Source organism: Megamonas funiformis, assembly GCF_010669225.1.
Lineage (GTDB): Bacteria > Bacillota > Negativicutes > Selenomonadales > Selenomonadaceae > Megamonas > Megamonas funiformis.
In genome coordinates this window covers 2285640-2311725 of record NZ_CP048627.1, presented here as the reverse complement: position 1 = coordinate 2311725, position 26086 = coordinate 2285640, and the positions used below count along the sequence as shown (strand labels likewise).

The 26086-nt window shown below is 32.4% G+C and carries 24 protein-coding genes, 1 pseudogene and 1 other annotated feature; of the genes and pseudogenes, 16 read left to right on the top strand and 9 right to left on the bottom strand.

The features are described from left to right. The first annotated feature begins 7 nt into the window (after nt 1-7). The 3 genes from GXM21_RS11550 (at nt 8) to GXM21_RS11540 (ending at nt 3747) form a co-directional block, all read left to right on the top strand. Nucleotides 8-685 carry a response regulator transcription factor gene (locus tag GXM21_RS11550; protein WP_008539492.1) on the top strand — a complete coding sequence of 226 codons (678 nt, stop codon included), beginning with the start codon at nt 8-10 and terminating at the stop codon, nt 683-685. Between the two features lies 1 nt (nt 686). Next, a complete protein-coding gene (locus GXM21_RS11545; protein WP_008539493.1) occupies nt 687-1976 on the top strand; it encodes a sensor histidine kinase in 1290 nt (429 codons plus the stop codon). An 85-nt stretch (nt 1977-2061) separates the two neighbouring features. Continuing rightward, complete coding sequence (locus tag GXM21_RS11540; RefSeq protein WP_008539494.1) at nt 2062-3747, top strand: phospholipid carrier-dependent glycosyltransferase; 1686 nt, start codon at nt 2062-2064, stop codon at nt 3745-3747. A 60-nt stretch (nt 3748-3807) separates the two neighbouring features. Here GXM21_RS11540 and GXM21_RS11535 read toward each other — a convergent pair whose 3' ends face one another. Together GXM21_RS11535 and GXM21_RS11530 are read right to left on the bottom strand one after the other, a co-directional pair. Continuing rightward, nucleotides 3808-4566, bottom strand: coding sequence for a hypothetical protein (locus tag GXM21_RS11535; RefSeq protein ID WP_008539495.1), 759 nt, complete (start codon nt 4564-4566; stop codon nt 3808-3810). A gap of 37 nt (nt 4567-4603) precedes the next feature. Then, entirely contained in the window at nt 4604-4969 is a 366-nt protein-coding gene (locus GXM21_RS11530; RefSeq protein WP_008539496.1) for an EamA family transporter, read from the bottom strand. A 252-nt stretch (nt 4970-5221) separates the two neighbouring features. On the opposite strand from GXM21_RS11530, the gene GXM21_RS11525 reads away from it, so the two are divergent. From GXM21_RS11525 to GXM21_RS11490, 8 genes are all read left to right on the top strand, one after another. After that, entirely contained in the window at nt 5222-6871 is a 1650-nt protein-coding gene (locus GXM21_RS11525; RefSeq protein WP_008539497.1) for a phospholipid carrier-dependent glycosyltransferase, read from the top strand. 32 nt (nt 6872-6903) lie between these two features. Next, nucleotides 6904-8070, top strand: a complete 1167-nt coding sequence (locus tag GXM21_RS11520; RefSeq protein WP_008539498.1) for a DegT/DnrJ/EryC1/StrS family aminotransferase — start codon at nt 6904-6906, stop codon at nt 8068-8070. A 10-nt stretch (nt 8071-8080) separates the two neighbouring features. After that, nucleotides 8081-9034 carry a glycosyltransferase gene (locus GXM21_RS11515; protein WP_008539499.1) on the top strand — a complete coding sequence of 318 codons (954 nt, stop codon included), beginning with the start codon at nt 8081-8083 and terminating at the stop codon, nt 9032-9034. After that, nucleotides 9027-9944, top strand: coding sequence for a formyltransferase (locus GXM21_RS11510; RefSeq protein ID WP_008539501.1), 918 nt, complete (start codon nt 9027-9029; stop codon nt 9942-9944). Before GXM21_RS11515 ends, GXM21_RS11510 begins: the two co-directional genes overlap by 8 nt. A gap of 37 nt (nt 9945-9981) precedes the next feature. Beyond that, a complete protein-coding gene (locus tag GXM21_RS11505) occupies nt 9982-11013 on the top strand; it encodes a bifunctional UDP-4-keto-pentose/UDP-xylose synthase (RefSeq protein ID WP_008539503.1) in 1032 nt (343 codons plus the stop codon). An 87-nt stretch (nt 11014-11100) separates the two neighbouring features. Next, nucleotides 11101-11994: a 4-deoxy-4-formamido-L-arabinose-phosphoundecaprenol deformylase gene (locus GXM21_RS11500; protein WP_008539505.1), complete on the top strand. Its 894-nt coding sequence runs from the start codon at nt 11101-11103 to the stop codon at nt 11992-11994. A gap of 79 nt (nt 11995-12073) precedes the next feature. Continuing rightward, a complete protein-coding gene (locus GXM21_RS11495) occupies nt 12074-12586 on the top strand; it encodes a helix-turn-helix domain-containing protein (RefSeq protein ID WP_163604721.1) in 513 nt (170 codons plus the stop codon). Beyond that, nucleotides 12562-13434, top strand: coding sequence for an IS3 family transposase (locus GXM21_RS11490; protein ID WP_083826943.1), 873 nt, complete (start codon nt 12562-12564; stop codon nt 13432-13434). The genes GXM21_RS11495 and GXM21_RS11490 overlap by 25 nt, the downstream gene beginning before the upstream one ends. Nucleotides 13435-13502: 68 nt before the next feature. Here GXM21_RS11490 and GXM21_RS11485 read toward each other — a convergent pair whose 3' ends face one another. The 4 genes and pseudogenes from GXM21_RS11485 to GXM21_RS11470 form a co-directional block, all read right to left on the bottom strand. After that, complete coding sequence (locus GXM21_RS11485; RefSeq protein ID WP_211373392.1) at nt 13503-13688, bottom strand: hypothetical protein; 186 nt, start codon at nt 13686-13688, stop codon at nt 13503-13505. A 77-nt stretch (nt 13689-13765) separates the two neighbouring features. After that, nucleotides 13766-14881 (bottom strand): RNA-guided endonuclease InsQ/TnpB family protein, encoded by a 1116-nt coding sequence (locus tag GXM21_RS11480; protein ID WP_249068215.1) that lies wholly within the window; start codon nt 14879-14881, stop codon nt 13766-13768. Between the two features lie 155 nt (nt 14882-15036). Then, complete coding sequence (locus GXM21_RS11475) at nt 15037-16032, bottom strand: LacI family DNA-binding transcriptional regulator (RefSeq protein ID WP_008539531.1); 996 nt, start codon at nt 16030-16032, stop codon at nt 15037-15039. A 23-nt stretch (nt 16033-16055) separates the two neighbouring features. Beyond that, nucleotides 16056-16436, bottom strand: a pseudogene (locus GXM21_RS11470) (PTS transporter subunit EIIC); the annotation flags it as partial. 221 nt (nt 16437-16657) lie between these two features. Between GXM21_RS11470 and GXM21_RS11465 the strand changes: the two are divergent. Continuing rightward, nucleotides 16658-17491 (top strand): AraC family transcriptional regulator, encoded by an 834-nt coding sequence (locus GXM21_RS11465; protein WP_008539528.1) that lies wholly within the window; start codon nt 16658-16660, stop codon nt 17489-17491. Between the two features lie 152 nt (nt 17492-17643). Here GXM21_RS11465 and leuB read toward each other — a convergent pair whose 3' ends face one another. From leuB to leuC, 3 genes are read right to left on the bottom strand one after another with little or no spacing between them, the layout of a single operon-like run. Continuing rightward, a complete protein-coding gene (gene leuB, locus GXM21_RS11460; RefSeq protein ID WP_008539527.1) occupies nt 17644-18711 on the bottom strand; it encodes a 3-isopropylmalate dehydrogenase in 1068 nt (355 codons plus the stop codon). Between the two features lie 8 nt (nt 18712-18719). Beyond that, nucleotides 18720-19214 carry a 3-isopropylmalate dehydratase small subunit gene (locus GXM21_RS11455; RefSeq protein WP_008539526.1) on the bottom strand — a complete coding sequence of 165 codons (495 nt, stop codon included), beginning with the start codon at nt 19212-19214 and terminating at the stop codon, nt 18720-18722. Nucleotide 19215: 1 nt separating this feature from the next. After that, nucleotides 19216-20478 (bottom strand): 3-isopropylmalate dehydratase large subunit, encoded by a 1263-nt coding sequence (leuC, locus tag GXM21_RS11450; protein WP_008539525.1) that lies wholly within the window; start codon nt 20476-20478, stop codon nt 19216-19218. 324 nt (nt 20479-20802) lie between these two features. Between leuC and GXM21_RS11445 the strand changes: the two genes are divergently transcribed. The 4 genes from GXM21_RS11445 to GXM21_RS11430 all read left to right on the top strand — a co-directional run bounded on the left by GXM21_RS11445 (nt 20803) and on the right by GXM21_RS11430 (nt 25985). Then, entirely contained in the window at nt 20803-21378 is a 576-nt protein-coding gene (locus GXM21_RS11445) for a hypothetical protein (protein WP_008539524.1), read from the top strand. An 85-nt stretch (nt 21379-21463) separates the two neighbouring features. After that, nucleotides 21464-21702 (top strand) — a binding site (T-box leader). 48 nt (nt 21703-21750) lie between these two features. Further along, nucleotides 21751-23412 (top strand): 2-isopropylmalate synthase, encoded by a 1662-nt coding sequence (locus GXM21_RS11440; protein ID WP_008539523.1) that lies wholly within the window; start codon nt 21751-21753, stop codon nt 23410-23412. A gap of 89 nt (nt 23413-23501) precedes the next feature. After that, on the top strand, nt 23502-25154 hold the full coding sequence (gene ilvD, locus GXM21_RS11435; protein ID WP_008539522.1) for a dihydroxy-acid dehydratase: 1653 nt from the start codon (nt 23502-23504) through the stop codon (nt 25152-25154). Continuing rightward, nucleotides 25155-25985, top strand: coding sequence for a pyridoxamine kinase (locus GXM21_RS11430; protein ID WP_008539521.1), 831 nt, complete (start codon nt 25155-25157; stop codon nt 25983-25985). Nucleotides 25986-26086: the final 101 nt, after the last annotated feature.

Sequence of the window (26086 nt, the reverse complement as noted above, 5' to 3'; positions counted from 1 at the left end):
TGTTTCTATGCGAATATTATTTGCTGAAGATGATAAAAGACTATCTAAAATGATTGATTTTCTTCTAAAAAAAGAAAATTACATTGTAGATTGTGTATATAATGGACAAGATGCTATTGATTATGCTAATTTATCCGACTATGATATCATCATTTTAGATTGGATGATGCCTTTAAAATCCGGTATCGAAGTATGTAGATATCTGCGAGCCAAAAATAATCAAACTGCTATTTTAATGCTGACAGCTAGGGATTCTCTTGAAGATAAAATCGATGGTCTAGATAGTGGAGCCGATGACTATTTAGCCAAACCATTTGAATTTCCAGAGTTACTAGCTAGAATAAGAGCTCTATCTCGTCGCATCAACAAAACATTTTATAATGATATCATTGAATATAAAAATCTAAAATTAAATTGTTGTAATGCTATTTTGACTTATAAACAAATAGAAGTATCTTTAAGCCCTAGAGAAAATCAACTCATGGAACTATTAATTAGAAATATACATCAAATTCTACCTCGTGAACAAATTATTGATAAAATCTGGGGATACGATACTAATATAAATTCCAATACTTTAGATGTAACAATAAAATCTCTACGTCAAAAATTAACTAAATTATCATTAAGTGATTGTATCCATACCATTCGTGGTATCGGTTATAAATTTGAAATGGATATATAATATGTTTACAAAATTCAAAGAAAAAATCGTTAAAGATTATTGCTATCTTACTATATTACTATTATTATTTGTATCATTTTCTTTATATATTGTAGGTTTTTCTATATCGTATAAAAGCCAATTATCTCATATAAAAATGCTCGCTATTGAAGAAAGTGAAGACTTATTTTATAAAATCAATACTAAGGATTTAAAAAATTTTCCTAAAGATGATGATAACTCACCTGAAGAAGATAATTATTTCAATAAAATTTTCATCTATGGATATACTAAAGACCATCAATTAGTATTTGAACATAATAATATGGAATGGTCTGAAAAATCTATCACTAAAATTATTAATGATAATTCACTTTCTTTTCATAAGGTATATTTTGATTTTAATTTAGTTGATAATCGCCATTTGAAATATTTAATTTATATGCGCTATCCACTCTTAGAAAATAATATATTTTTAGGTGAAGTCTATGTTGGCATAGAAATAACTCATTGGGTGCGTGAACAAATTCGCATATTCTTCATTTTATTAATAATTATTTCTCTATCCTTATTTTTTGTGCGCTATGTCGCTTATAAAATGGCAAATAAAGCTATGCAACCTGTCGTTCAATCATTTGAACAACAAAAACAGTTTATTGCCAATGCCTCTCATGAATTACGAACACCTTTAAGCATTATAATGTCTGGACTAACTGTATTAAAAACAGATGATGAAAATAATCTCTCTAAATTTTCCATAGATACTATTGATGATATTAATGATGAAAGCTTAAAGATGAAAAAGCTCATTGACAATTTATTATTATCTGCAAGAAATACTAATAATACATTAACTGTGCATAGCACTAAATTTAACCTCAATAATCTCATCAATAAAATCTACACTAAATTTTCTTTATTAGCTAAAAATAAACAAATAACCCTCAAAATTTCTAACCCTCCAGATATTTTTATAACAGCTGATATGTCTCATATTGAACAAATATTAGCCATCTTAGTGGATAATGCTATTAAATACAGTGATGAAAATAGTTCTATTTTTATCACTATAACAGAAGATAAACAATGCATAAAAATTGCCATCAAAGATAGTGGTCCTGGCATATCCATTGAAGACTTACCGCATATATTTAAGCCATTTTATCGTGCTAATAATACTCGCACTTATTATGGTAATGGTCTTGGTTTATCAATAGCCCAAATACTCGCTCAAAAAAATCACAGTAATATTCTCGTTGAAAATAATAAAGAAAAAGGTTCTTGTTTTACTTTAATAATCTCTAAAAATTAATATTGTACTTTTTATTTTCACTTCAGCTTTTTTTCAGAATGCTCCTTTATGATTTTCTTAAATTAATCATAAAGGAGTTATTTTTATGAAATCGCAGCAAACTTCATCTCAATTATTCGACTTTAAAAATCTCGACAAAACTTCTATTTTTACTATAGCTATAATCTTCATAATTTTATACCTCTGGCATCTTGGTCTATACCCCTTGATAAACCCTGACGAAGGCAGATATGCTGAAATTCCTCGCGAAATGCTTGTTAATAAAAATTTCATTACTCCATATTTAAATGGCGTAGAGTATTTTGAAAAGCCAGCTCTTCAATACTGGATTACAGCTTTTTTTATGTATATATTTGGCGAAAATGAATTTGCCATGCGTTTATTTCCTGCTCTATGTGCTTTAGGGGGTATATATTTAACAGGATATTTAGCTACTAAGATGTTTAATCGCCAAACAGGTTTTCTAGCTAGTATTATAATTGGCAGTTCCTTTCTTTATTTAATTATAGGCTCTTTAAATATCTTAGATATGGCAATATCTTTTTTCATCACCCTATCTATGGTGAGTTATTATCAATTTAGTACTACATTAAAATCAAAATATCTATATATATTTTACGCTTCTATGGCTTTTGGTACTTTAACAAAAGGTCTAATCGCTATTGTTTTAACCTTTGCCATTATATTTTGTTATTGTTTGCTTACTAAAAATTTAAAACTACTATTGAAAAGTATTTCTCTTATCGGTATATTAATTTTTCTCGTGATTTGTGTGCCATGGTTTTATTTAGTTTGCAAAGATAATCCAGACTTCTTCTATTTCTTTTTTATCCATGAACATTTCTTACGCTATTTAACCAAAGTTCATGACCGTTATCAACCTTTTTATTTCTTCATACCTTGTATCATTTTAGGAATTTTTCCATGGACTGGATTTTTTATCTCCTCTTTATTATCCAAATCACCAAAAAGAACATGGTATAAATTTATAACTAATCCTCATAGACATAAATATATTTATTTATGTCTATGGTTTAGTATAATTTTTGTTTTTTACTCCATGTCTGACTCTAAACTCGTACCTTATATAGTTCCTTGTTTGATGCCTATTGCTATATTGATTAGTCGTCATTTAAATCACATTTCTTATCAGACAACTAAAATAAAAATCGCTCTATTCATTAACGCTTTTATTTCCCTGCTCATCATTGTTGCTTTAATCGTAACAGCTATTAAAAGCGATTTTATCAGTTTAGAGGAATTTATTTTTTCTGGCAGTTTCATCATTTTAGTACTATTTATCTCTAATCTAATAATATTTATATCTTGGTATAAATATAAAAATTTCTCACAAATAATCGCAATTTATGCTATATCTGCTATTTTATTTAGCTTTTCTTTACAACCTGTAATCACACAAGTAGCTCAACATCGCACAGGAAAAGAAATTGCTCAAGTAGTAAATATTTTAAAAACAAAAGATACGCTAATAATCTCCTATAAAGATTATCTTCAAGATTTACCATTTTATACAAAATCACGCATTGCCATTTATGATTATCTAGGTGAATTAGAATTTGGCTCTAAGCACGATAGCGGACAGGGCTGGTTCTTTAACAAAGAAGAATTTTTATCCACATGGCAACAAAATCCTCATGCGATATTAGTCGTTCCTCAAAAATATAAACAAGAATGTTTAACTGAATTAAATGATGAAAATGCTGTTATTTACTTTGAAACTAATAAATATTTAATTATCACTCATAACTAAATAAAAAAGCATGTTAAAGATTACGAAATTCAACATAACCTTTAACATGCTATTTTTTATTTAAAACTCAAATTTTTCTACTGCACCATCATGAGTTAAGATAAATTTTTCCTGTTGAGGAATATTTCCTCTTTTATCCTTAGGTGGAATAATTTCATATTTTTCTAAAGCTTGTATACATGCTGTATTTAAATCTTGATATTCTTCTTCACTTAAACCTAAATCAGATTTTTCAGCAGGTAACACAGGATAAGCCTGTATTATTTTGCCCTGTTCGTCCATGATATATTCCACTACTATGATAATAGCTTCGCCTTCTGGTACTAAATTATAATCATAAACAGGTTTTTCTTTATGTTTATAAGTTGGCATTAAATCCTTAGAATCTTTTACATCGCTAAAATTCAATACAAGATTTTCTTTTGATATCTCTTTAACTACGATTTTTGTATCTTTATATGTGCGAAATTTGTGTCTAGGTTCTTTTTTTACTACAGGTTCTGGCTTTTTTTCTTCTGGTGGATTAATTGTTTCTATTGGTGGTTTTTGTTTTTCTAATTCTTCTTCATCAACAACTATTTCCGATTGAGCATTGATGTCTTCTGCCTCTTCAACTACTATATCATTTGACTCGTCCTCTTGAGTTATTCCAATATCTACATACGTAATATCTTCATCAGCAGAGGATTGTAGCATTGATTTTTCGTTTAATTCTTTTGTTATATTATTCATAACATATCCACCTAGAGCAAAAATCGCTACATGCAAAACGATAGATATTACTAATCCTACTTTTACATAATTTTTAGCTTTCATCATAAAATCCTTCTATGTTCAAATTAATAATATAATTTTATCAAGAACGATATAATAAAAATACTCCCAAGCAAATGATGATGATACCACCTATTTTATTCAAAGTCATTGACTCGCCAAAATAAAAATAACCCACAAAAGCAGCTATGATATAACCTATGCTTAAAAATGGATAAGCATAACTTACTTCTACTCGCGAAAGTACCATAAGCCAAACAACAAAACTTATCACATAGAAAATAAGCCCAGACCATACATAAATATTTGTGCTAGCTTTTAAAACCATGGTCAATATAGAATTAATATCTACTTGTATGCTTCCTATCTGCGACATTCCTTTTTTTAAAACCAATTGAGCAGCTGCATTTAACAATACACCTGTTAATATCAATAATAAATTTGTCAAAATTTCATCTCCCTTTATTTATCAATTATTAATCTTAACACATCTAGTACAATCTTACAGCAAAAATCAAAAAAATCTTCGCTATCTTATATTATTCTTTCAGGAAAAAATCTTCGCTATCTTATATTATTCTTTCAGGAAAAAATCATTTTAGATATCTATACTATATCTTGATTGTAGAGAAATATAAAAAATAGTATAATTATATAGTTTAAACATATTTTTAAAATCATTTATCTAGGAGGTTTTTTCTTGCGTGATTTTTGTCTAAAAAATAAAAAATTACTGTTGGGAATATTTGTTTTAGCTATTTTTTATCTCTATTTAGCCCATTTAGGCTCTTATCATTTAATGGACCCTGATGAAGGTCGTTACAATCAAATACCTCGTGAAATGTTACTTAGTGGCGATTTTATCACTCCACATTTAAACGGTGTAGAATACTTTGAAAAACCTGCTTTTCAATATTGGTTTACTGCCATCATGATGAAAATTTTCGGTGTTACAGAATTTGCCGGACGTATCTTGCCTGCATTATCAGCTATCGGTTGCGTTGGTCTTGCTGGATTTTTAGGCACAATGATGTATTCTCGCAAAGTAGGTCTACTCGCTAGTGCTATTCTAGCCACATCTTGTTTAAATTTAATCGTTGCCTCTATTAATATTTTAGATATGGCTCTGACTTTATTTATGACAGCCTGCATGGTATTTTTCTATGCTTTTGAACGCTCAGAAAAGAAAAAATGGCTTGTTGCCTTTTATATCGCCATGGGCTTTGGTGTTTTAACTAAGGGCTTAGTTGCCATAATCTTACCATTTGGTATTTTATTTTGGTACACAATTTTAACAAAAAGACCTCGTTTATTCTTAAAATTATTTTATCTACCTGGAATTTTAGCTTTTCTCATCGTTACTATTCCATGGTTTTATCTTGTTTGCCAAGCAAACCATGATTTCTTTTATTTCTTCTTTGTTCGTGAGCATTTCTTGCGTTTTACAACTAAAATGCACGATAGATTCCAGCCTTGGTGGTTCTTCATTCCATTTGTAATCATCGGCATGTTACCTTGGACTGGATTTTTATTATCTTTATTTAGTAAAAAAGGTGTTATTCGTAAAACAACATCTCAGCGCAATCGCTTTGATATCATCTTCTTATTATTATGGTTCTTTATCATTTTCATTTTTTACTCTATTTCTGATTCTAAATTAGTACCATATATTATGCCTTGCTGGATGCCACTTGCTATTTTAATTGCAGCTTCCATCAAACGTTTTGAAGATGAAAATTCTTGGCTTAGTCATAGCTTTTTAATCAATAGCATCTTATGCTTAGCTTTTGTCGGAGCTTTAGTCGGCTATGTCTTAAGTTCTAATTATTTGACAATTGATGAATTCATTGCCGAAGGTGGTTTACTCACAGCAGCATTATTCATCGGTACTATTGCCTCTATTTTTGTTTGGATAAAAACAAAAAGATTTCGTTGCACTGTAAGTGTTCTTTGTGTCATGGGATTTTTCTTTGGTTTAGGTCTTCATGATGTTCAACAACAAGTACACAATAATCAATCTGCATATTATGTAAGCCAAAAAATCAATGAATTAAATCCACAAGACGCTTTAATTGTAAATTATGGCGATTTTTATCACGGCATACCATATTACACTAATCAACGAGTTGCCCTTGCTGATTTCAAAGGTGAACTTGAGTTTGGCTCTGAACATCCAAGTGGTGCAGGTTGGTTTTTCAATGGCAAAGAGTTAAATGATTTGTGGAACAGTCAAAAGCGTATTATAATTGTGGTTAAAGAACGTTATAAAGATAAATGTCTCAATGTATTGACTTCTCCAGCGAAACAAGTATTAACTGAAGGGTCATATACTATTTTGATTAATAAATAATTAATAGTTAAATGATTTGGAGGAATATTTCAATGCGTAAAGAATTTTTACCTTTTGCTAAACCTATGGTTAGCGAAGAAGCTATTGCTGATGTAGCAGACTCTATTCGTAAAGGTTGGCTCGCTATGGGCCCTAAAACAGTAGATTTTGAACAAAAATTTGCTGATTATGTAGGTTGCAAATTTGGTATCTCCGTAAACTCTGCTACTGCCGGTTTACACCTCGCTGTAATGGCACTTATCGAGCCTGGTGATGAAGTCATTACTACACCTATGACATTTGCTAGCACTGTAAATGCAATCGTATTTGCTGGTGGTAAACCTGTCTTAGTAGATATTGACCCTCATACATTCAATATTGATATAAATAAAATTGAAGAAGCTATCACACCAAAAACAAAAGCTATCATTCCTGTTCATTTTGCAGGTCGCCCTTGCGATATGGATGCACTTGAAGCTCTTGCACAAAAATATAATCTTGGCATTATCGAAGACTCCGCTCATGCTCTTGGTGCAGAATATAAAGGTAAAAAAATCGGCTTTGGTCGTGGTGCTCGTCATATTGCTGTATTTAGCTTCCACCCAACAAAAAATATCACAACTGGTGAAGGTGGCATGATTTGCACAAATGATGAAGAAGCAGCTGAACTCATGTCTATGCAACGTCAAAATGGTATGAGTAAAGGGGCTTGGAACCGTTATCAAGCAAATGGTAAAGCTCATTATGATATTTTCCGTCCAGGTTTAAAATATCAAATGATGGATATTCAAGCTGCTATCGGTCGCGACCAGCTCACTCATCTTGAAGAATTCAATAATCGTCGTCGTGAAATCGTAGCTCGCTATCAAAGAGAATTAAAAGACATACGTGGTTTAATCCTTCCTCCAAAAATCGAAGAAGGCAATGTTCATTCTTGGCATATATACACACCTCTAATTGATATTGATGAACTCGGTTTTAGTCGTGATGATTTCATGGCAAAAATGAGTGCTAAAAATATCGGTACAGCTTACCATTATCAAGCACTTCATTTATTTACTTGCTTTGGCGAACTCACTGGTCTTAAAGCTGGCGATTTACCAAACTCTGAATATGTATCTGAACGTATTGTTTCTTTACCACTCTTCCCTGCAATGACTGATGAAGATGTAACAGATGTTATCGAAGCAATCAAAGAAATCTGTGGTATGAAAGGCTGATAACTAAAAAATGCTAGGAAGTCCTGAAATTTCCATTGTAATTCCAGTTTACAATGAAGAAGAATCTCTCCCTCAATTATTTAAAGAACTCTATCCTGTAATGGAAAATTTACAGCGTAGTTTTGAAATAATCTTTATCAATGATGGCAGTCGTGATAAATCATTTGCCATGCTCTATGACTTTCAAAAAGAGCATGAAAAAACTGTTCGCGTCATTGATTTAAATGGTAATTTTGGTCAGCATATGGCAATCACTTCTGGTTTTGCTAATGTTCGTGGAAAATACATCATTACTTTAGATGCTGACCTTCAAAATCCGCCAGAAGAAATCCCTAAAATCATTGCCAAAATGGATGAAGGCTATGATGTAGTCGGCACATGTCGTCAAAATCGTCATGACCCTTTATTTAGAAAAGTAGCCTCTCGCTTTGTAAACAGAATGACTAATCGCATCAGTGGTTTGCATATCAGCGATTATGGCTGTATGCTCCGCGGATATAGTCGTCGCATTGTCGATATCATCGTTCAAAGTCGTGAAAGCACTACTTTCATTCCTGCTTTAGGTCAAAAATTTGCAGTAAATCCTATAGAAATCCCAGTCAGTCATCGCGAACGCGAATTTGGCGAATCTAAATATAGCTTTTTCCGTTTGCTTCGCCTAAATTTTGACTTAATGACAAGCTTTTCTATAGCTCCACTACAAATGGTTACAATGAGCGGTATGGGTATCTCCCTTTTAAGTATTATCTTTTTCTTATATTTGATTTTACGCCGTATTATTGTCGGACCAGAAGCTGATGGTGTCTTCACTTTAATGGCTATAAACTTCTTCTTGATCGGTGCAACTATTATGGCACTTGGTATCATTGGCGAATATACTGGTAGAATTTATAAACAAATTCAGCAACGACCACATTATATAATCAGAAAAATATATGAGGACGGTGCTAAAGAAGATGAATAGACCTTCTATTGTAGTATTTGCCTATAGTGAACCTGGATATACTTGTCTTAAAGCTTTAATAGAAGCTAAAGCTAATATTTTAGCTGTATATACCCATCAAGATGACCCTGATGAAGAAATATGGTTTCATTCTGTATATGATTTAGCTAAGGCTAATAATATCCCTGTATTTAGACCAAAAAAAATAGATGAAGAAGCTACTAATTATATCTTAAATTTAAATCCAGATATCATCTTCTCTTTCTATTTTCGCCGTTTAATTCCTAATGAAATCATTTTAAAACCACGTTTAGGTGCTTATAATCTTCATGGTGCTCTATTGCCTAAATATCGCGGTCAAACATGTATCAATTGGGCTGTAGTAAATGGTGAAACACACACTGGTGCCACACTTCATCTTATGACAGAAAAAGCTGATGAAGGAGATATTGTAGACCAACGTGGATTTGATATAGCATTTACAGATACATCTTTAGATGTTTTCATCAAAGTTAGTAAAATCGCTAGTGAAATCATCAAAGATTGTTTGCCAAAAATAGAGGCAGGTACTATTACTTTGACACCACAAGATGATACACAAGCCACAAAATTTGGCAGACGTCGCCCTAAAGATGGTTTATTGGATTTTTCTAAAGACGCCATTAGTTTATATAATCTCATTCGTGGCGTTACACATCCTTTTCCTGGAGCTTTCACCTATGTGAATAATAAAAAATTATTCATCTGGTGGGCAAAACCAATCGAAGGAACAGGAAATATCGGTGAAATTGTAAGCACTAATCCACTTTGCATTGGCACTGGAAAAGGTCTACTTCAACTAGAAAAATTACAATTTGAAAATGAAGCTGAATTAGATGCTAAAGCATTTACTGATTTATTGCCAATCGGTACTAAATTCGAACTTGAATAAACTATTATAAATAAAGATAGAAAGAAGTATTTATCATATGAAAATTTTTGTTACTGGTGTAAACGGTTTTATTGGCTCTCATTTCCTTGAAATGGCACTTGCTCAAACAGACTGGGAAATTCAGGGTTTTGACTTAGCAGATAATAATATCACTCAATTCTTGGATAATCCTCGCTTTTCTATGAAAAAAGGCGATATCTTCAAAGAAGAAGCTTGGCTCAATGAGCAAATTAAAGAATGTGATGTTCTTTTACCATTAATCGGTATCGCTCGCCCAGCTTATTATATAACTCGTCCACTTTGGACATTCGAACTTGATTTTGAACAAAACTTAAAAATGGTTCGTAAATGTGCTGAATATGGTAAACGCGTTATCTTCCCTTCAACTTCTGAAGTATATGGTATGCCTGATCCTAACAATAAAGTCATGGATGAAGATAATAGTAATTTAATCTTAGGTCCTGTATCTAAGAGTCGTTGGATTTATAGTTGCAGTAAACAAATGATGGATAGAGTAATCTTCGCTTTTGGTCAAGAAATGGGGCTTAAATTCACTTTATTCCGTCCATTTAACTGGGTAGGACCTCGTCTTGATAGCTTCAAAGATGCAAGTGAACATAAAGGTCGTTCCATCACTCAATTCATCTATGATGTTTTGTACACTGGCAAAATAACACTTGTAAATGGTGGTGCTCAACGTCGTAGCTTTACTTGGGTAGGCGATGGTGTACAAGGTTTAATCGATATCATCACTAATAAAGATGACCAAGCAGAAGGACAAATCTTCAATATTGGTAATCCAGAAAACAATTATTCCATCAAAGAAATGGCTGAAATCGTTGTTGATGAAATGAAAAAATTCCCTAAATTCAAAGATAAAGCCGATAAAGTAGAATTTATCGTTATGGACTCCGATAAATATTACGGTAAAAATTATGATGATATGCAAGATAGATTGCCATCTGTGAAAAAAATGGAAACACGCCTCGGTTGGAAACCAAAAGCTACACTTCGCGAAGCAATCCACTATACACTTGAATGGTATGCTAAAAATTTAGATAAAGCTTAATTATTATTTATAAAAATCAAAGCCATTGCCTCAGCATTTGCTAGTGGCGATGGCTTTTTAACTAAAATATAAAATTTGGAGGATATTATGGCTAAAAAAATTGCTATAAAAATTGATGTAGATACAAAACGTGGCTATGATGAAGGTGTACCTCGCATGCTTGATGTTTTTAAACAAGAAAATATCAAAGCTACTTTCTTTTTCTCCATGGGTACTGACAATTCTGGTAAAGCTATTCGCCGTATCTTTCGCAAAGGTTTTTTAACTAAAATGCTACGCACTAAAGCGCCTAGCACCTATGGTTTTAAAACTATGATGTACGGTACAATTTTGCCTGCACCTCATATCGTCGAACCAAATCCTATGCCATTTCTTCGTGCTATCAAAGAAAATCACGAATGTGGTATTCATTGTTGGGACCATGTTTATTGGCAAGATAAATTGCCTTTCTTATCTGAAGATACTATAAAAGACGAATTGACCAAAGCCATCAATCTCTTTGAAAAAATCGCTGGCTTTAAAGCTAAAGCTTGTGCTGCTCCTGGCTGGCAAGTAACACCTCGCAGCTTAAAAGTTCAACAAGAATTAGGTTTTGATTATTGCAGTGATGTTCGCGGATATTACCCATTTTATCCTGTCATGAATGATAAAAAATATTTGCCATTACAAATTCCAGGAACATTGCTCACCATGGATGAATGTTTAGGTAGCACTTTAGATAATAAATTAATCACTGAAGAAAATATCAATGATTATTGGTTAAGTCATTGCGATCAAGAATTTAATGTTTTAACTATCCATTCAGAAATGGAAGGCTTAAAACAATTACCTATTCTTCACGATTTCATCAAAAAAGCCAAAAAACTTGGTTATGAATTTGTAAAACTAGAAGAAGGTAAACATGTTCCTAATATTAAAGAATGTGAAATTTATCATGGATATTTACCAGGTAGAGCAGGAACAGTTGCTTGTCAACGATAATTAAATAAAAAAGCCACAGCAATATGAACTGCACCCCAAAAGTTGGACACAAAACAACTTTTGGAGGTGCAGTTTTTTTATGACTAAATACTCAAATGAATTTAAAGTTAAAGCAATTAAAATGGTTTTAAAAGGAAATTCTATTTCTCATGTAGCTAAAATTCTAAACATGCCAGATATAGCTCCTCTTTGCAGATGGATATCTCATTATGAACATGGTGGTATTCCACAACTTCTTCATAAAAATCGTAAATATACTCCTATCTTTAAGCAAAAAGTTATTGAATATAAATGGCTACATCATTTATCATTAAATCAAACAGCAGCCAAATTTTCCATTCCTAATACTGGTACAATTTCTACATGGGAAAAGTTGTATCATTCTTATGGCTTTTCTGGCTTACTTGCTAAGAAACGAGGTAGACCATCTATGAAAAAATCTAAATCTACATACAAAGTTAACAAACCTAAAAAAGAACTTTCTTATGTTGAAAAATTGGAACAAGAAGTTTATCAATTAAGGATGGAAAATGACCTATTAAAAAAGTGGCATGCCTTAATGAAGCAATGGGAAAAGGAAGGAAGACACTAGTTTTAGTAATTGCTAAATTAAGGAAAAAATATATTCTAAAAGCCCTATTAAACTATACAAAATTAGCTAAAAGCACATATTATGATGCATTAAAAAAATTATCTAGAGAAGATAAATATAAAGGATTAAAAACATTAATTCATAATATTTGTAATAAAAATCATGGAAGATATGGATATAGAAGAGTAACTATGCAGCTGCATAAACAAAGGATAAAAATCAATCATAAAGTTGTTATAAGATTGATGAAAGAAGAAAATTTAACATGCAAAGTAAGAGCAAAGAAATACAAATCGTATAGAGGACAAGAAGGAAAAATAGCTAAAAATATATTAAATAGAAATTTCAAAGCAGAAAAACCAAACGAAAAATGGGCAACAGATGTAACAGAATTTGCATTATGTAATGAAAAAATATACTTATCACCAATAATAGATTTATATAACGGAGAAATAATAAGTTATAAAATATCGAAAAGACCAGTACTAAAGCAAGTATTAGATATGGTAGAAGATGCAACAAGAAAGATAAAAGAAACAAAAGGGATAATTCTACATTCAGACCAAGGATGGCAATATCAAAATAAGAGGTATCAGAAGTTATTAAAAGAAAAAGGCATTATCCAAAGCATGAGCCGAAAAGGCAATTGCTTAGATAATGCCGTAATAGAAAATTTCTTTGGTTTGCTAAAAAGCGAAGTATTCTATTTAAAAAAATTCAAATCCGTTGAAGATTTTATAAAAGAGTTAAAATCTTATATAAAATATTATAATACAAAACGGATAAAGATAAAACTAAAAGGACTTAGTCCTGTAGAATACAGAATTAAGTTTCAATTAGTAGCCTAATTAATATGTCCAATATTTTGGGTGCACATCATCAATATGCTGTGGCTTTTTTATTTATAAATATTTAATTATGGTTTTTTATAACCGCATTTTGGACAAACGCCATCTTCATTCAATGCAATACCACATAATGGACAACGATCAACTTCAAGATGTGGTTCATATTCTTCAGATGCCAAATTAACTCCACTAGAGAAAGTGAGTTTTACAATATTTAATTTATCTTTTAAAAGCTCATAAACTATTTTTATCATACCTTCAACTGTCATTGTTTCTTTTTTGACATACTCCCCATGCCTAAAGGCAGGGGATTCTTGAATAGCAGGTCTTACTATATCTCTCCAAAGAAGGTTGATGTCCCAACCTTCCATATATTTATAGCAGCATTTCTATCTCTATCGTGGCTGGTTTTGCACTTTGCGCAAATCCACTCACGAACTGCCAAATTTTTAGTTTCAGGATTTTTTGTACCACAAACATGGCAAATTTGCGAACTTGGATAGTATCTATCTATCTTTTGCACTATTGAGCCAATTTCTCTCGCTTTATATTCAAGAATTTTTATAAATTCACTAAATCCATAGTCAGATATTTTTCTACCCCAACGTTTTTGCATTCCTTTTATATTCAAATCTTCTATGCAGATTAAAGCATATTCACTACAAATTTTATTTGCTAATTTAAAATGAAAATCTTTACGTTGATTAGATATTTTCTTATACAATCTAGCAAGAGCTATTTTTGCTAATCTACGATGATTTGAACCTTTCTTTTTTCTAGATAAAATTCTATTAGCTTTTTTTATATCATTAGCATTTTGCTTAAAAAATAAAGGTGCTTTTATATCTTCATTATCTGAAGCTGTTAAAAACTGTTTTAGTCCAAAGTCATAGCCGACGCTTTTACCTGTTCTTGCTAAAACTTTATTCTCGTTAGTTTCACAAACAAAATAAAGATATATATCACCTAAAGTATCACGTTTAATTGTTATTGTTTTAACTATTCCTTCAATATCTCTACTTTTAAAATATTTGTATTTTTGTTTATTAATTTCTATAATATTACCCTTTAAAAGCTTCCAACCAGCTTGTTTGAGCGTGAATGATTTATATTTTCGTATCTTTTTAAAAGATGGTGGTGCTGTACGAATTTTATGTTTTAAATTTCTAAAAAACAATTTACAAGCACGGTCTATTCTTTGAGTTATGTCTTGAATAGCTTGCGAACCTACTTCTTTAAAATAGCTAAATTTACCTATTTTCTTAAGTTTAGTTAAATGTTTTTGAAGCTTATAGATATTAAGAGATTTTTTAAATAAACGATAATATCTTTTATGCAAAGCAATACAGTGATTGTAGATAATTCCAGCTATATTAATAACTTTATGAAGTTTTCTATTTCTTTTTGCCTTATACAGTTTAAAACAATATGTTTTCACTACAATCATCTGCCTTTTTATCATTTATTTATTCTGAACGCTTTTGACTTTTATCTTGATGATAACAAAGACCATTAGGGTCATTAACTAATCCCTTAGGCATTTCCAAATGAAATTTGTTATGCCATTGCATAAATGAAAGTCCTCCTTCATTAAATATTATTTTATATTTTTGCTAAGCGTGTGCTTTCACGTATGATTAAATTCATATTGTGGTCGTATTCAGAAGTTACAGGTTGATTTTGAAGCATAGATAATAATTTTTCTGCTGTTTTTATGCCTAGATGTTTATAATCAAAGGCTAGGCTAGTCAATGATGGATAAGATATACTGCCTACAGGATAACCACCAAAGCCAGCAAGTGAAATATCTTGGGGAACATGGATTTTCTTTTCATGAAAATAACGCAATAATCCTAAAGCGATATTATCTGTAGCACAGACGACTGCGCTAGGTTCAAAAGATACTACAGTATCGCCTGAATTATAGGCTTGTTCAAGACTACAATCAGTTTGGACAAAAGATATTTTACCTTGCGGATTATTAGCAAGGAAACCTTGTCTAAAGCCTTTATAGCGGTCTACGCCTACAGCGTTATCTTGAGGGGATACTCCTAAAAATACCACTTGTTGATGATTTAAAGAGGCGATATATTCACCCATCAATTTGCCTGCATTGATATCATCTACTTTGATAAAATTTACTTTATCGTGGCTTTGCCCTGTAAAAATAATGGGGATATTAGCTTGATTGATTAGTTTTAAATGATTGTCATTGATATTGATGGAGTCGACGATAATTCCATCTACACCTTGTTGAATTAATTGAGAGATATTATCTAGTTCTTTTTGCGAATTTAATTCACTGATTAAAATCAAAGCTTGATATCCCATTTGTTGTAAAATTATATTAAAACCTGTCAATAATTTGCCCGCAGAAAAAGAGTCTAAACGAGGCATGACAATGCCGATTAATTTACTTTGTTTAGTTTTTAAACGCTTGGCGAAAAAATTGGATTTATAACCTGTTTCACGTATGACTTTATCAATTAACATAGCTTTTTCCTTGCTTACGTAACCATTATTTAGATAGCGAGAAACTGTACTTTTAGCTACTCCAGCTAGATTAGCAATATCTTGTATAGTGAGTTTTTGAGTCATGATAAAGTCATCCTTTGCAATAATTATTCTTCTGGTTTAAAGCATACCATAGTTAGAGCAAAAGCGACAGCTAAACCAATAAAATTGACGAGTAAATAAGCTGGTAATCTATCCATATATAAAAGCATACCAGGGATAACAGTAATACCCATACCTGTTCCGGCTAATTGCATGATACTAGCTGTAGCACCAGCACAAGCACCACCGATTAATCCGCAGATAAAAGGTTTAACAAAACGAAGATTGATACCAAAAATAACAGGTTCAGTAATACCTAAAAATGCAGGAATAATTGAAGAAATATACATTGCACGTTTTTTTTTATTTTGAGTGCGTAAAGCAACAGCGATAGCTGCTTCACCTTGAGCTACTATAGCACCAGTGATGATATCATTAAACATATCTCTACTTTGTCCAAGGCAATTAATTTTTCAGGAATAGGACTTGTTAGAATAAGATTTTTCATTTATGTACACTCCCTTAATTATGGAATTGGTTCCATTAATATGGTATCAGTTCCATAATTCTAAGTCAAGATTTAAATTTTGTATTGTGTTTTGAAAAAGAGTATATATAATAAAAATAGAGCAAGAATGGTATAAATTTTATTTGGGTGGGATTTTTTATGGAAATAAGAAAAATTTATAGTGAATTTAATACACCTGTTTATTTAAGTAAAGCATTAAATTTATATTATGGAGGCTGGGAAATTTGTTGTCCTATGCATACATTTGGGCCAGCAATACGACAGCATTACTTAGTTCATTATGTAACGAGAGGCAAAGGAAGATTTTGGATGAATGATACTTGTTATGTAATAGAAAAAGATACTATGTTTCTTATTCGTCCAGGAATAACATGTGTTTATCAAGCAGATAAAGATGATCCATGGGAATATTGTTGGATTTGTATCGATGGCTATGATGTAGAAAATATGTTAAATAATAGCGGTTTTGACAAGGTAAATCTATTATTTTTTGATAAGAGTAATGGTGAAGTCAGAGATGCTATGTTGAATTTTATATTTTATTTTTCTAAGTATAAAAATAATGAATATATGTTGCTTAGTCGTTTATATAATATTTTTGGACATATGAAAATTCAAATGAAAAAACAGCAAGCAAAATCTATTCATGTAGAGAGAGCTATTGATTATATATATGAAAATTACAGTAAAAATATCAGTGTTACCGATATAGCAGAATATTTAGGAATAGATAGAACGTATTTATATCGTTTATTTAAAGAAGAATATAATATGTCGCCACAAAAATATCTTTTAAATTTCCGCTTGAAGACAGCTATGAATAAATTAGAAGGTGGAAATATGTCTATAGCTGATATAGCTTATAATTGTGGGTTTAATGATGCATCAGCATTTTGTCATCAGTTTAAAAAAGTATATAAAGATACTCCACTTAATTATCGAAGATATCCTCAATTAGCTATTCGCGAATGAGTAAATTTTATAAAAAAGTATAAAGAAAAACCCCCTAGTTATGCACTAGGGGGTGAGTAAAGAATGTATATAAGTCCTAACACAAGAATTATATTAAAAGATAAGTTAATTGTCAATAAAATTTTTTAATAAGTTTATAGATAAAATATATATTAAATATTGTTTAATACAGCTTCAGTCATAGTTTTTGTATCTGCTTTGATGAAGCCTTCTTTATATAAATCAGGTGTGCGATATCCTTGAGCTAAAGCTTTATCTACAGCTTGTTCAATGCAAGTAGCAGCTTCTTGTTCATCAAGAGAATAACGAAGAAGCATAGCAGCAGAAAGTATAGTAGCTAATGGATTAGCAATGCCTTTGCCTGCGATATCAGGAGCAGAGCCATGAATTGGTTCATAAAGGCTAGTGGATTCACCGATACTAGCAGATGGAAGCATACCTATAGAACCACTTAAAACTGCAGCTTCATCACTTAAAATATCGCCAAAGAGATTGCCTGTTACAATGACATCAAATTGGCTTGGGTTGATGGCAAGTTGCATAGCACAGTTATCTACATAGAGATTTTCTAAAGTGATTTCAGGATATTTTTCCGCTACTTTAGCAGTTGTTCTACGCCATAATCTAGAAGTTGCTAAAACGTTGGATTTATCTACGGAAGTCACTTTATTTTTGCGTTTTTTAGAAGCTTGCATAGCGAATTCTACAATGCGATTGACTTCAGGAACGGAATAATTTTCTAAATCCCAAGCACGTTCATTGCCTTCATAGATTTCACTTTCACATTTATCGCCGAAATAGATACCACCGATTAATTCACGTACGATTAATACATCAGTACCTTTTACGATTTCTTCTTTGAGTGGAGAATATTCAACAAGAGCATCTGCTACTTTGATAGGACGAAGATTAGCATATAATCCGAGTCCTTTTCTAAGCCCTAAAACTGCTTTTTCAGGGCGAAGTGTAGGTTCTACATTATCCCATTTTGGACCACCAACAGCACCGAAAAGTACAGCATCAGCATTTTGTGCTGCTTCAAGTGTTGTTTGTGGAAGTGGGGTGCCACATAAATCATAAGCAGTACCACCAGCAGGATGACTTTCAAATTCAAGATTTAAATTATATTTATCAGAAACTTTTTTTAAAACGGCAACAGCACTATCAGTTATTTCTTGACCGATACCATCGCCAGGAATGACTACAATTTTTTTACTCATAGATAATCTTAACCCTTCTGTTTAATGTAGTTAATGAGTCCGCCAGCTTTGGCAATATCTTGGATAAATCCAGGAAGTGGCACAGCATGGAATGTATCACCAGTTGTGAGATTTTCAATAGTACCAGTGGATAAATCAACGCGTAATTTATCATTAGCATGGATTTTTTCTACATCATCACCAATTTCAAGTAATGGTAAACCAGTATTGATAGCATTGCGATAGAAAATACGAGCAAAACTGCTAGCGATTACAACAGGGACACCAGAAGCTTTGATGGCGATTGGAGCATGTTCACGAGAAGAACCACAGCCGAAGTTTTTACCGCCGACCATGATATCACCTTCTACTACATTTTGAGCAAAAGTTTCGTCGATGTCTACCATACAATGACTAGCTAATTCTTTTGGGTCAAAAGAATTTAAATAACGAGCAGGGATAATTACATCTGTATCAATATTGTCGCCATAGCGCCAAACTTTTCCTTCTAATTTTTCAGCCATATTATTCTACCTCCTCAGGAGTTGCGATTTTTCCAAGAATTGCACTAGCTGCAGCTACATAAGGGCTAGCGAGATATACTTCACTATCTACATGTCCCATACGACCACGGAAGTTACGATTTGTAGTAGAAACGCAACGTTCACCAGCAGTCATAATACCCATATGAGCACCAAGACAAGGTCCACAAGTTGGTGTACTTACAGCAGCACCAGCTTCAATAAATGTATCTACATAACCATTATGAATAGCATCAAGATATACTTGTTGGCTACCAGGAATGATGATACAACGAACATTAGGATGTACTTTATGACCTTTTAAGATAGAAGCAGCAATTGCTAAATCTTCTAAACGTCCATTAGTACAAGAGCCGATAACTACCTGATCAATAGTGATAGGTTCTTTGATGGATTCAACAGTATGAGTATTTTCAGGAAGATGAGGGAATGCTACTACAGGTTTTAATTCAGAGAGATTGATTTCTACAGTTTGACAATAAGTAGCATCACTGTCTGCTTCAACGATTTCATATGGTTTAGTTACACGGTCTTTAATATAATTGAGAGTTTCATCATCTACAGGGAAGATACCATTTTTAGCGCCAGCTTCGATAGCCATATTGGCAATTGTTAAACGGTCAGTCATGTTGAGTTCTTTGACACCTTCGCCAGCAAATTCTAATGCTTTATATAAAGCTCCGTCTACACCGATCATGCCGATTAAAGTGAGCATAACATCTTTACCACAGATATATTTAGGTTTTTTACCAGTGATATTGACTTTGATAGTTTCAGGAACTTTGAACCATGCTTCACCAGTAGCAAGGGCAACGCCTAAATCTGTAGAACCAACACCTGTGGAAAATCCACCTAAGGCACCATATGTACAAGTATGAGAATCTGCACCAATAGTTACCATACCAGGAGCTACAATACCTTTTTCTGGTAAAATTACATGTTCAATACCTACACGACCAATTTCAAAGTAGTTTACAATATTATGTTTATGTGCAAAATCACGAACAATTTTAGCAAGTCCAGCGGATTTGATATCTTTATTTGGTGTAAAATGGTCAGGCACAAGAGCTATTTTTGTATTATCAAAAACAGGTTTGCCAATTTTTTCAAATTCTTTAATCGCAGGTGGAGCAGTTACATCATTTGCAAGTACCATATCAAGTTTGCAATTGATGAGCTGTCCAGGTTTTACCACATCAATTCCAGCATGTTTAGCCAAAATTTTTTCGGTCATAGTCATACCCATGAAAATCACTCCAATATCGTTTATTTTAAGTTAACAAATTAACAATGTCATTAAAAGATATGATATTACAAGTGGAAAAATTTTGTCAAGAGTAATATTTTAGCGAGAAAAACGGTAAAATTTTGGGTAAAAGTATATTACTAGGGAGATTTTTTCTTTTTCTAGGAAAGTAAAAACGGACTTTTGATTTTTAGTATAGGAAATTTGTTTTTGCTAAAAGTATAAAAAGGTTTTATTTTCATTGATATTAATATTTGATTTTAATAATAATTATGATAAAATTTACCTATCAATAAAATAAATTTCTATAAAGGAGATGGAATAATGAAAAAGTATTTGAGTTCAGTTTTGATTATGTTATGTATTTTATTATCAGCAGTAGTGGCAAGTGCTGAAAAAGCTGAATGGAAAGCAGACAATTATGATTTAAGTAAAGTACAAAAAATTTACGTTGAAGATGATGTAGAAAAAGACGAAAGTGTTTCTTTTTCTGATTTAGAAGCTTTGAAAGTACGTCAATCTTTGGACGAAAATGAAAAATATATAAAAAAATATAGAATTGTAAATAATAAAAATATAGCAGATGCTGTTTTATCTGTGAAAATGTTGACATGGGGAACTAAGAAATATTGGGTAGATGAACAAACTGTTACAGAAAACCAAACTATTACGCATACAGGCAAAGATGGGAAGACTTCTTCAGTAACAATTCCTGTAACAGTAACAAAACCAGGTTATTATTATTATACTCAGTATTTTTCCGCTAAATTTGTCTTAACTGATAAAGACGGCAAGACAATATTTGAAAGAATTGATAAAAGAGAAGATGAGAAAAAAGCCTATGATATGTTTAATAGAGCAGTAAAAGATTTCTATAAAGACGTCAATTCTTTAAAATAAAATGTAAATTTGTATACAAAACACTTGCAAAAAATTATGCTATATGATAAGGTATTAAACAGCAATATTAAACAATTATAAATATAAAAATATGAAGAAAAGGAATAGTAAAATTATTTTCTTTTACAGAGAGCTGTTGATTGGTGCAAAACAGTAAGGAAGATTTTTTGAACTCGCCTTGGAATAGCTGGCTGAACATCTTAGATTATAGATAATTAGGTTAAGTCGGAACTCGACCGTTATATTGAGTTTAAAAATGAGTGCATGTAGATATTTTTACATGAATAAGAGTGGTAACGCGTAAGTACAGCTTTCGTCTCTAGTTTTAGAGATGAAAGCTTTTTTTATAAATTGTTATTGGAGGAATACATAATGATGAATGTTAATAAATATACTAAAGGTTATTTTATGCCACCAACAGTAGACATGAGTTGGACTCAAAAAGAATATGTGGATAAAGCTCCTACATGGTGTAGCGTAGACCTTCGTGATGGTAATCAATCTTTGATTATTCCTATGAGCTTAGAGGAAAAAATCGAATTTTATAAACGCCTTGTAGAAATCGGATTTAAAGAAATTGAAGTAGGTTTTCCAGCAGCTTCCGAAACTGAATTTGAATTTTTGCGTACATTGGTAGAACAAGATTTAATTCCTGATGATGTAACGGTACAGGTATTGACTCAAGCTCGTGAACATATTATCAAAAGAACTTTTGAAGCTTTAAAAGGTGTAAAAAATGCTATAGTTCATGTGTATAATTCCACTTCTGTAGCACAGCGCCAACAAGTATTTAGAAAATCAAAAGAAGAAATCAAACAAATCGCTATTGATGGTGCAAAATTACTTAAAGATTTAACTGAACAAGCAGGAGCAAATTATCGTTTTGAATATTCTCCAGAAAGTTTCACAGGAACAGAACCAGAATTTGCTTTAGAAGTATGTAATGCTGTTTTAGATGTATGGCAACCAACAAGCGATCGAAAAGCTATCATTAATTTACCTGCAACAGTGCAGATGTCCATGCCTCATGTATATGCAAGTCAGATAGCATATATTTCTCAAAATCTTAAATATCGTGAAAATGTAGTATTATCACTTCACCCACATAATGACCGTGGCACAGGCGTTGCAGATTCTGAAATGGGCTTACTCGCTGGTGCTGACCGTATTGAAGGTACACTCTTTGGTAATGGTGAACGTACAGGTAATGCCGATATTATCACTATCGCTATGAATATGTTTGCCTTAGGCGTTGACCCTAAACTTGATTTTTCCAATATGCCAGAAATCATTGAAATGTATGAACGCGTAACTCGTATGCATGTATATGAACGTCAACCATATGCTGGTAAACTCGTATTTGCAGCATTCTCTGGTTCTCACCAAGATGCTATCGCTAAAGGTATGAAATGGCGTGAAGAAAATGATGAACCACATTGGACTGTTCCATATCTTTTAATTGACCCACAAGATGTTGGTCGTCAATATGATGCAGATGTTATTCGCATCAATAGCCAATCTGGTAAGGGTGGTGTAGCTTATGTTATGGAACAAAAATATGGTCTTAACATGCCTAAGAAAATGCGTGAAGACTTCGGTTATTGCGTAAAAGGTGTATCTGACCATAAACATAAAGAACTTATGCCAGAAGAAATTTATCAGATTTTCCAAGACAATTATGTAAATGTTGAAGAACCATATAAATTGATTGATTTTGTCTTGAATAAACAAGCAGATGGCACATTTAAAGGTAATGTACATTTGATGGAACATGGTTATGAAGTTGTAGTAGAAACACAGGGTAATGGTCGCTTTGATGCTGCAAGTAATGCTATACAAAAAGAATTTGGCATCAAATATGATAATTTGATTTATAGTGAACATGCTATGGAAATCGGTGCTACTTCAAGAGCTATGGCATACGTAGGTATTACAGCAGAAAATGGTAAAACATACTGGGGTGCTGGTATGGATACAGATATCATCACTGCTTCCATAAAAGCTTTAATCAGTGCAGTTAATCGCATGGATTAAAAGAAATTTATTTGTATATATGATTAATATGTTAGTATAATAAATTTATTGTTTATATATTATATGTAGATAGAAAAGGTGGTTTGTTCATGAGAAGTGATTTAGTAAAAAAAGGTGCAACTCGTTCAGCACATCGTGCTTTATTTAATGCTATGGGATATGGCCCAGAAGATTTGAAAAAACCATTAGTTGGTATTGTAAATGCATTTAATGAAATAATTCCAGGTCATATTCATTTACGTACAATCGCTGATGCAGCAAAACTCGGCGTAGCTGCTGCTGGCGGTACACCTATTGAATTCCCAGCTATTGGTGTATGCGATGGTATTGCTATGGGACACCCTGGTATGAAATTCTCCTTGGCTAGTCGTGAATTAATTGCTGATTCTATCGAAGCTGTAGCAACAGCTCATGCTTTTGATGGTTTGGTACTTATTCCAAACTGCGATAAAATCGTTCCAGGTATGCTCATGGCGGCTGCTCGTTTGAATATTCCTTGCGTAGTAGTAAGTGGTGGTCCTATGCTTGCTGGTCGTTATCAAGGTAAAGATGTCAGTGTAAGCACAACTTTTGAAGCTGCTGGTAAATTTACAGCTGGCAAAATCACAGAAGATGAAATGTATGATTTAGAAGCAAAAGCTTGCCCAGGTTGCGGTTCTTGCTCTGGATTATTTACAGCTAATACAATGAATACTTTAACAGAAGTATTAGGTATGGGACTTCCTGGCAATGGTACAATTCCAGCTGCTTATACTGGTGCTAGAATTTCACTTGCAAAACAAGCTGGTCATGTAATCATGGATTTAATTGCAAAAGATATTAAACCTCGTGATATTTTAACTCAAAAAGCATTTGAAAATGCAATCACTGTAGATATGGGTATTGGTGGTTCTTCTAATACTGTACTTCATCTTACAGCAATTGCACATGAAGCAGGTATTAAACTTCCAGCTCCATTATTTGATGAAATCAGTGCAAAAACACCTTATATCACAAAATTAAGTCCAGCTGGTACTCATCATATGCAAGATTTAAATGAAGCTGGCGGTGTTTGTGCAGTAATGCATGAACTCAGCAAAAAAGGTCTTATTCATTTAGACGCACTCACAGTAACAGGAACTGTTGAAGATAGAATAAAAAATAGCGAAATTCAGCGTGCTGATGTAATCAAAACAGTAGAAGCACCATATCGTCCAACAGGTGGTATCGCTATATTACAAGGTAATTTAGCTCCAGATTATGCAGTAGTAAAAGCTAGTGCAGTAACAGAAGATATGCTTTGCTATAAAGGTACAGCAAAATGCTTTAATTCTGAAGAAGAAGCTATCGAAGCTATTACTGGTGGCAAAATCAAAGATGGCGATGTAGTAGTAATCCGCTATGAAGGTCCAAAAGGTGGCCCTGGTATGCGTGAAATGCTCAATCCAACTGCTGTTATCGCAGGTATGGGCTTAAAAGTAGCTCTTATCACAGATGGTCGTTTCTCTGGTGCTACTCGTGGTGCTTGTATCGGTCACGTATCTCCAGAAGCTATGGCTGGCGGTCCAATCGCATATCTTGAAGATGGTGATATCATTGATATCGATATTCCAAATCGTAAATTAAATGTATTAATCAGCGATGAAGAAATGGCTAAACGTAAAGCTAACTGGGTAAAACCTGAACCAAAGGTAAAAACAGGATATCTTTCCCGTTATGCAAAACTTACAACATCTGCTAGCACAGGAGCTGTTTTAGAGTAAGTGAATAAACAAAAAAGAATTGCTTTAATAAATGATATAACAGGTTTTGGTCGCTGTTCTGTAACAGTACAATTGCCGTTGATTTCAGCTTTAAAGATACAAGCTTGTCCGCTTCCTACTGCAATTTTAGCAGCGCATACTGGTTTTCCTGTACATTATATGGACGATTATACTCGTCATATGAAAGCTCATATGGATAATTGGCAAGCTTTGAATTTAGAATTTGATGGTATTTTGACAGGTTTTTTAGGTTCTAAAGACCAGATTGAACTTGTATTAGAATTTGCAAGACGCTTTAAAAAAGAAAATACTTTGTTTGTCGTTGACCCAGTGATGGGCGATGGCGGAAAATTGTATTCTTCTTATAATGAAGAACTTTGTTTAAAGATGCGACAATTATTGAATGTGGCTGATGTTTTAACGCCGAATTTAACGGAGGTTTGTCAATTATTGGATATAGAATATCCAGATAAAATGCCAACTGAAGCTGAGTTATTAAAAATGGCACAAGCTATAGCTACTAAAGGCGTAAAGCAAATTGTAATCACAGGTCTTGTCAATGAAACAGCTGACAAAGTTTATAATTATATTTATGAGCAAGGTAAAAATCCATGTATGCAAGAGAATAATCGCATACCAGAAGAACATTCAGGTACAGGAGATGCTTTTGTGGCTATCTTGACAGCTTGTTTAGTTCGTGAAGAAGCTTTACCGAAAGCAGTGCAAAAAGCAGCTGATTTTGTAGGAAAAGCAATGGCATATACTAATTCTTTAAATGTGCCATGGAATTATGGCCTATGTTTTGAAGAATATTTAACTGATTTAAAATAATAGCGTACAAAAATAAGCTTTAATTTTACTAAACAATGTAGTTGGTAGAATTAAAGCTTATTTATTACCAAATGCGAGCGTAAAGCCCCTAAATTTATTTA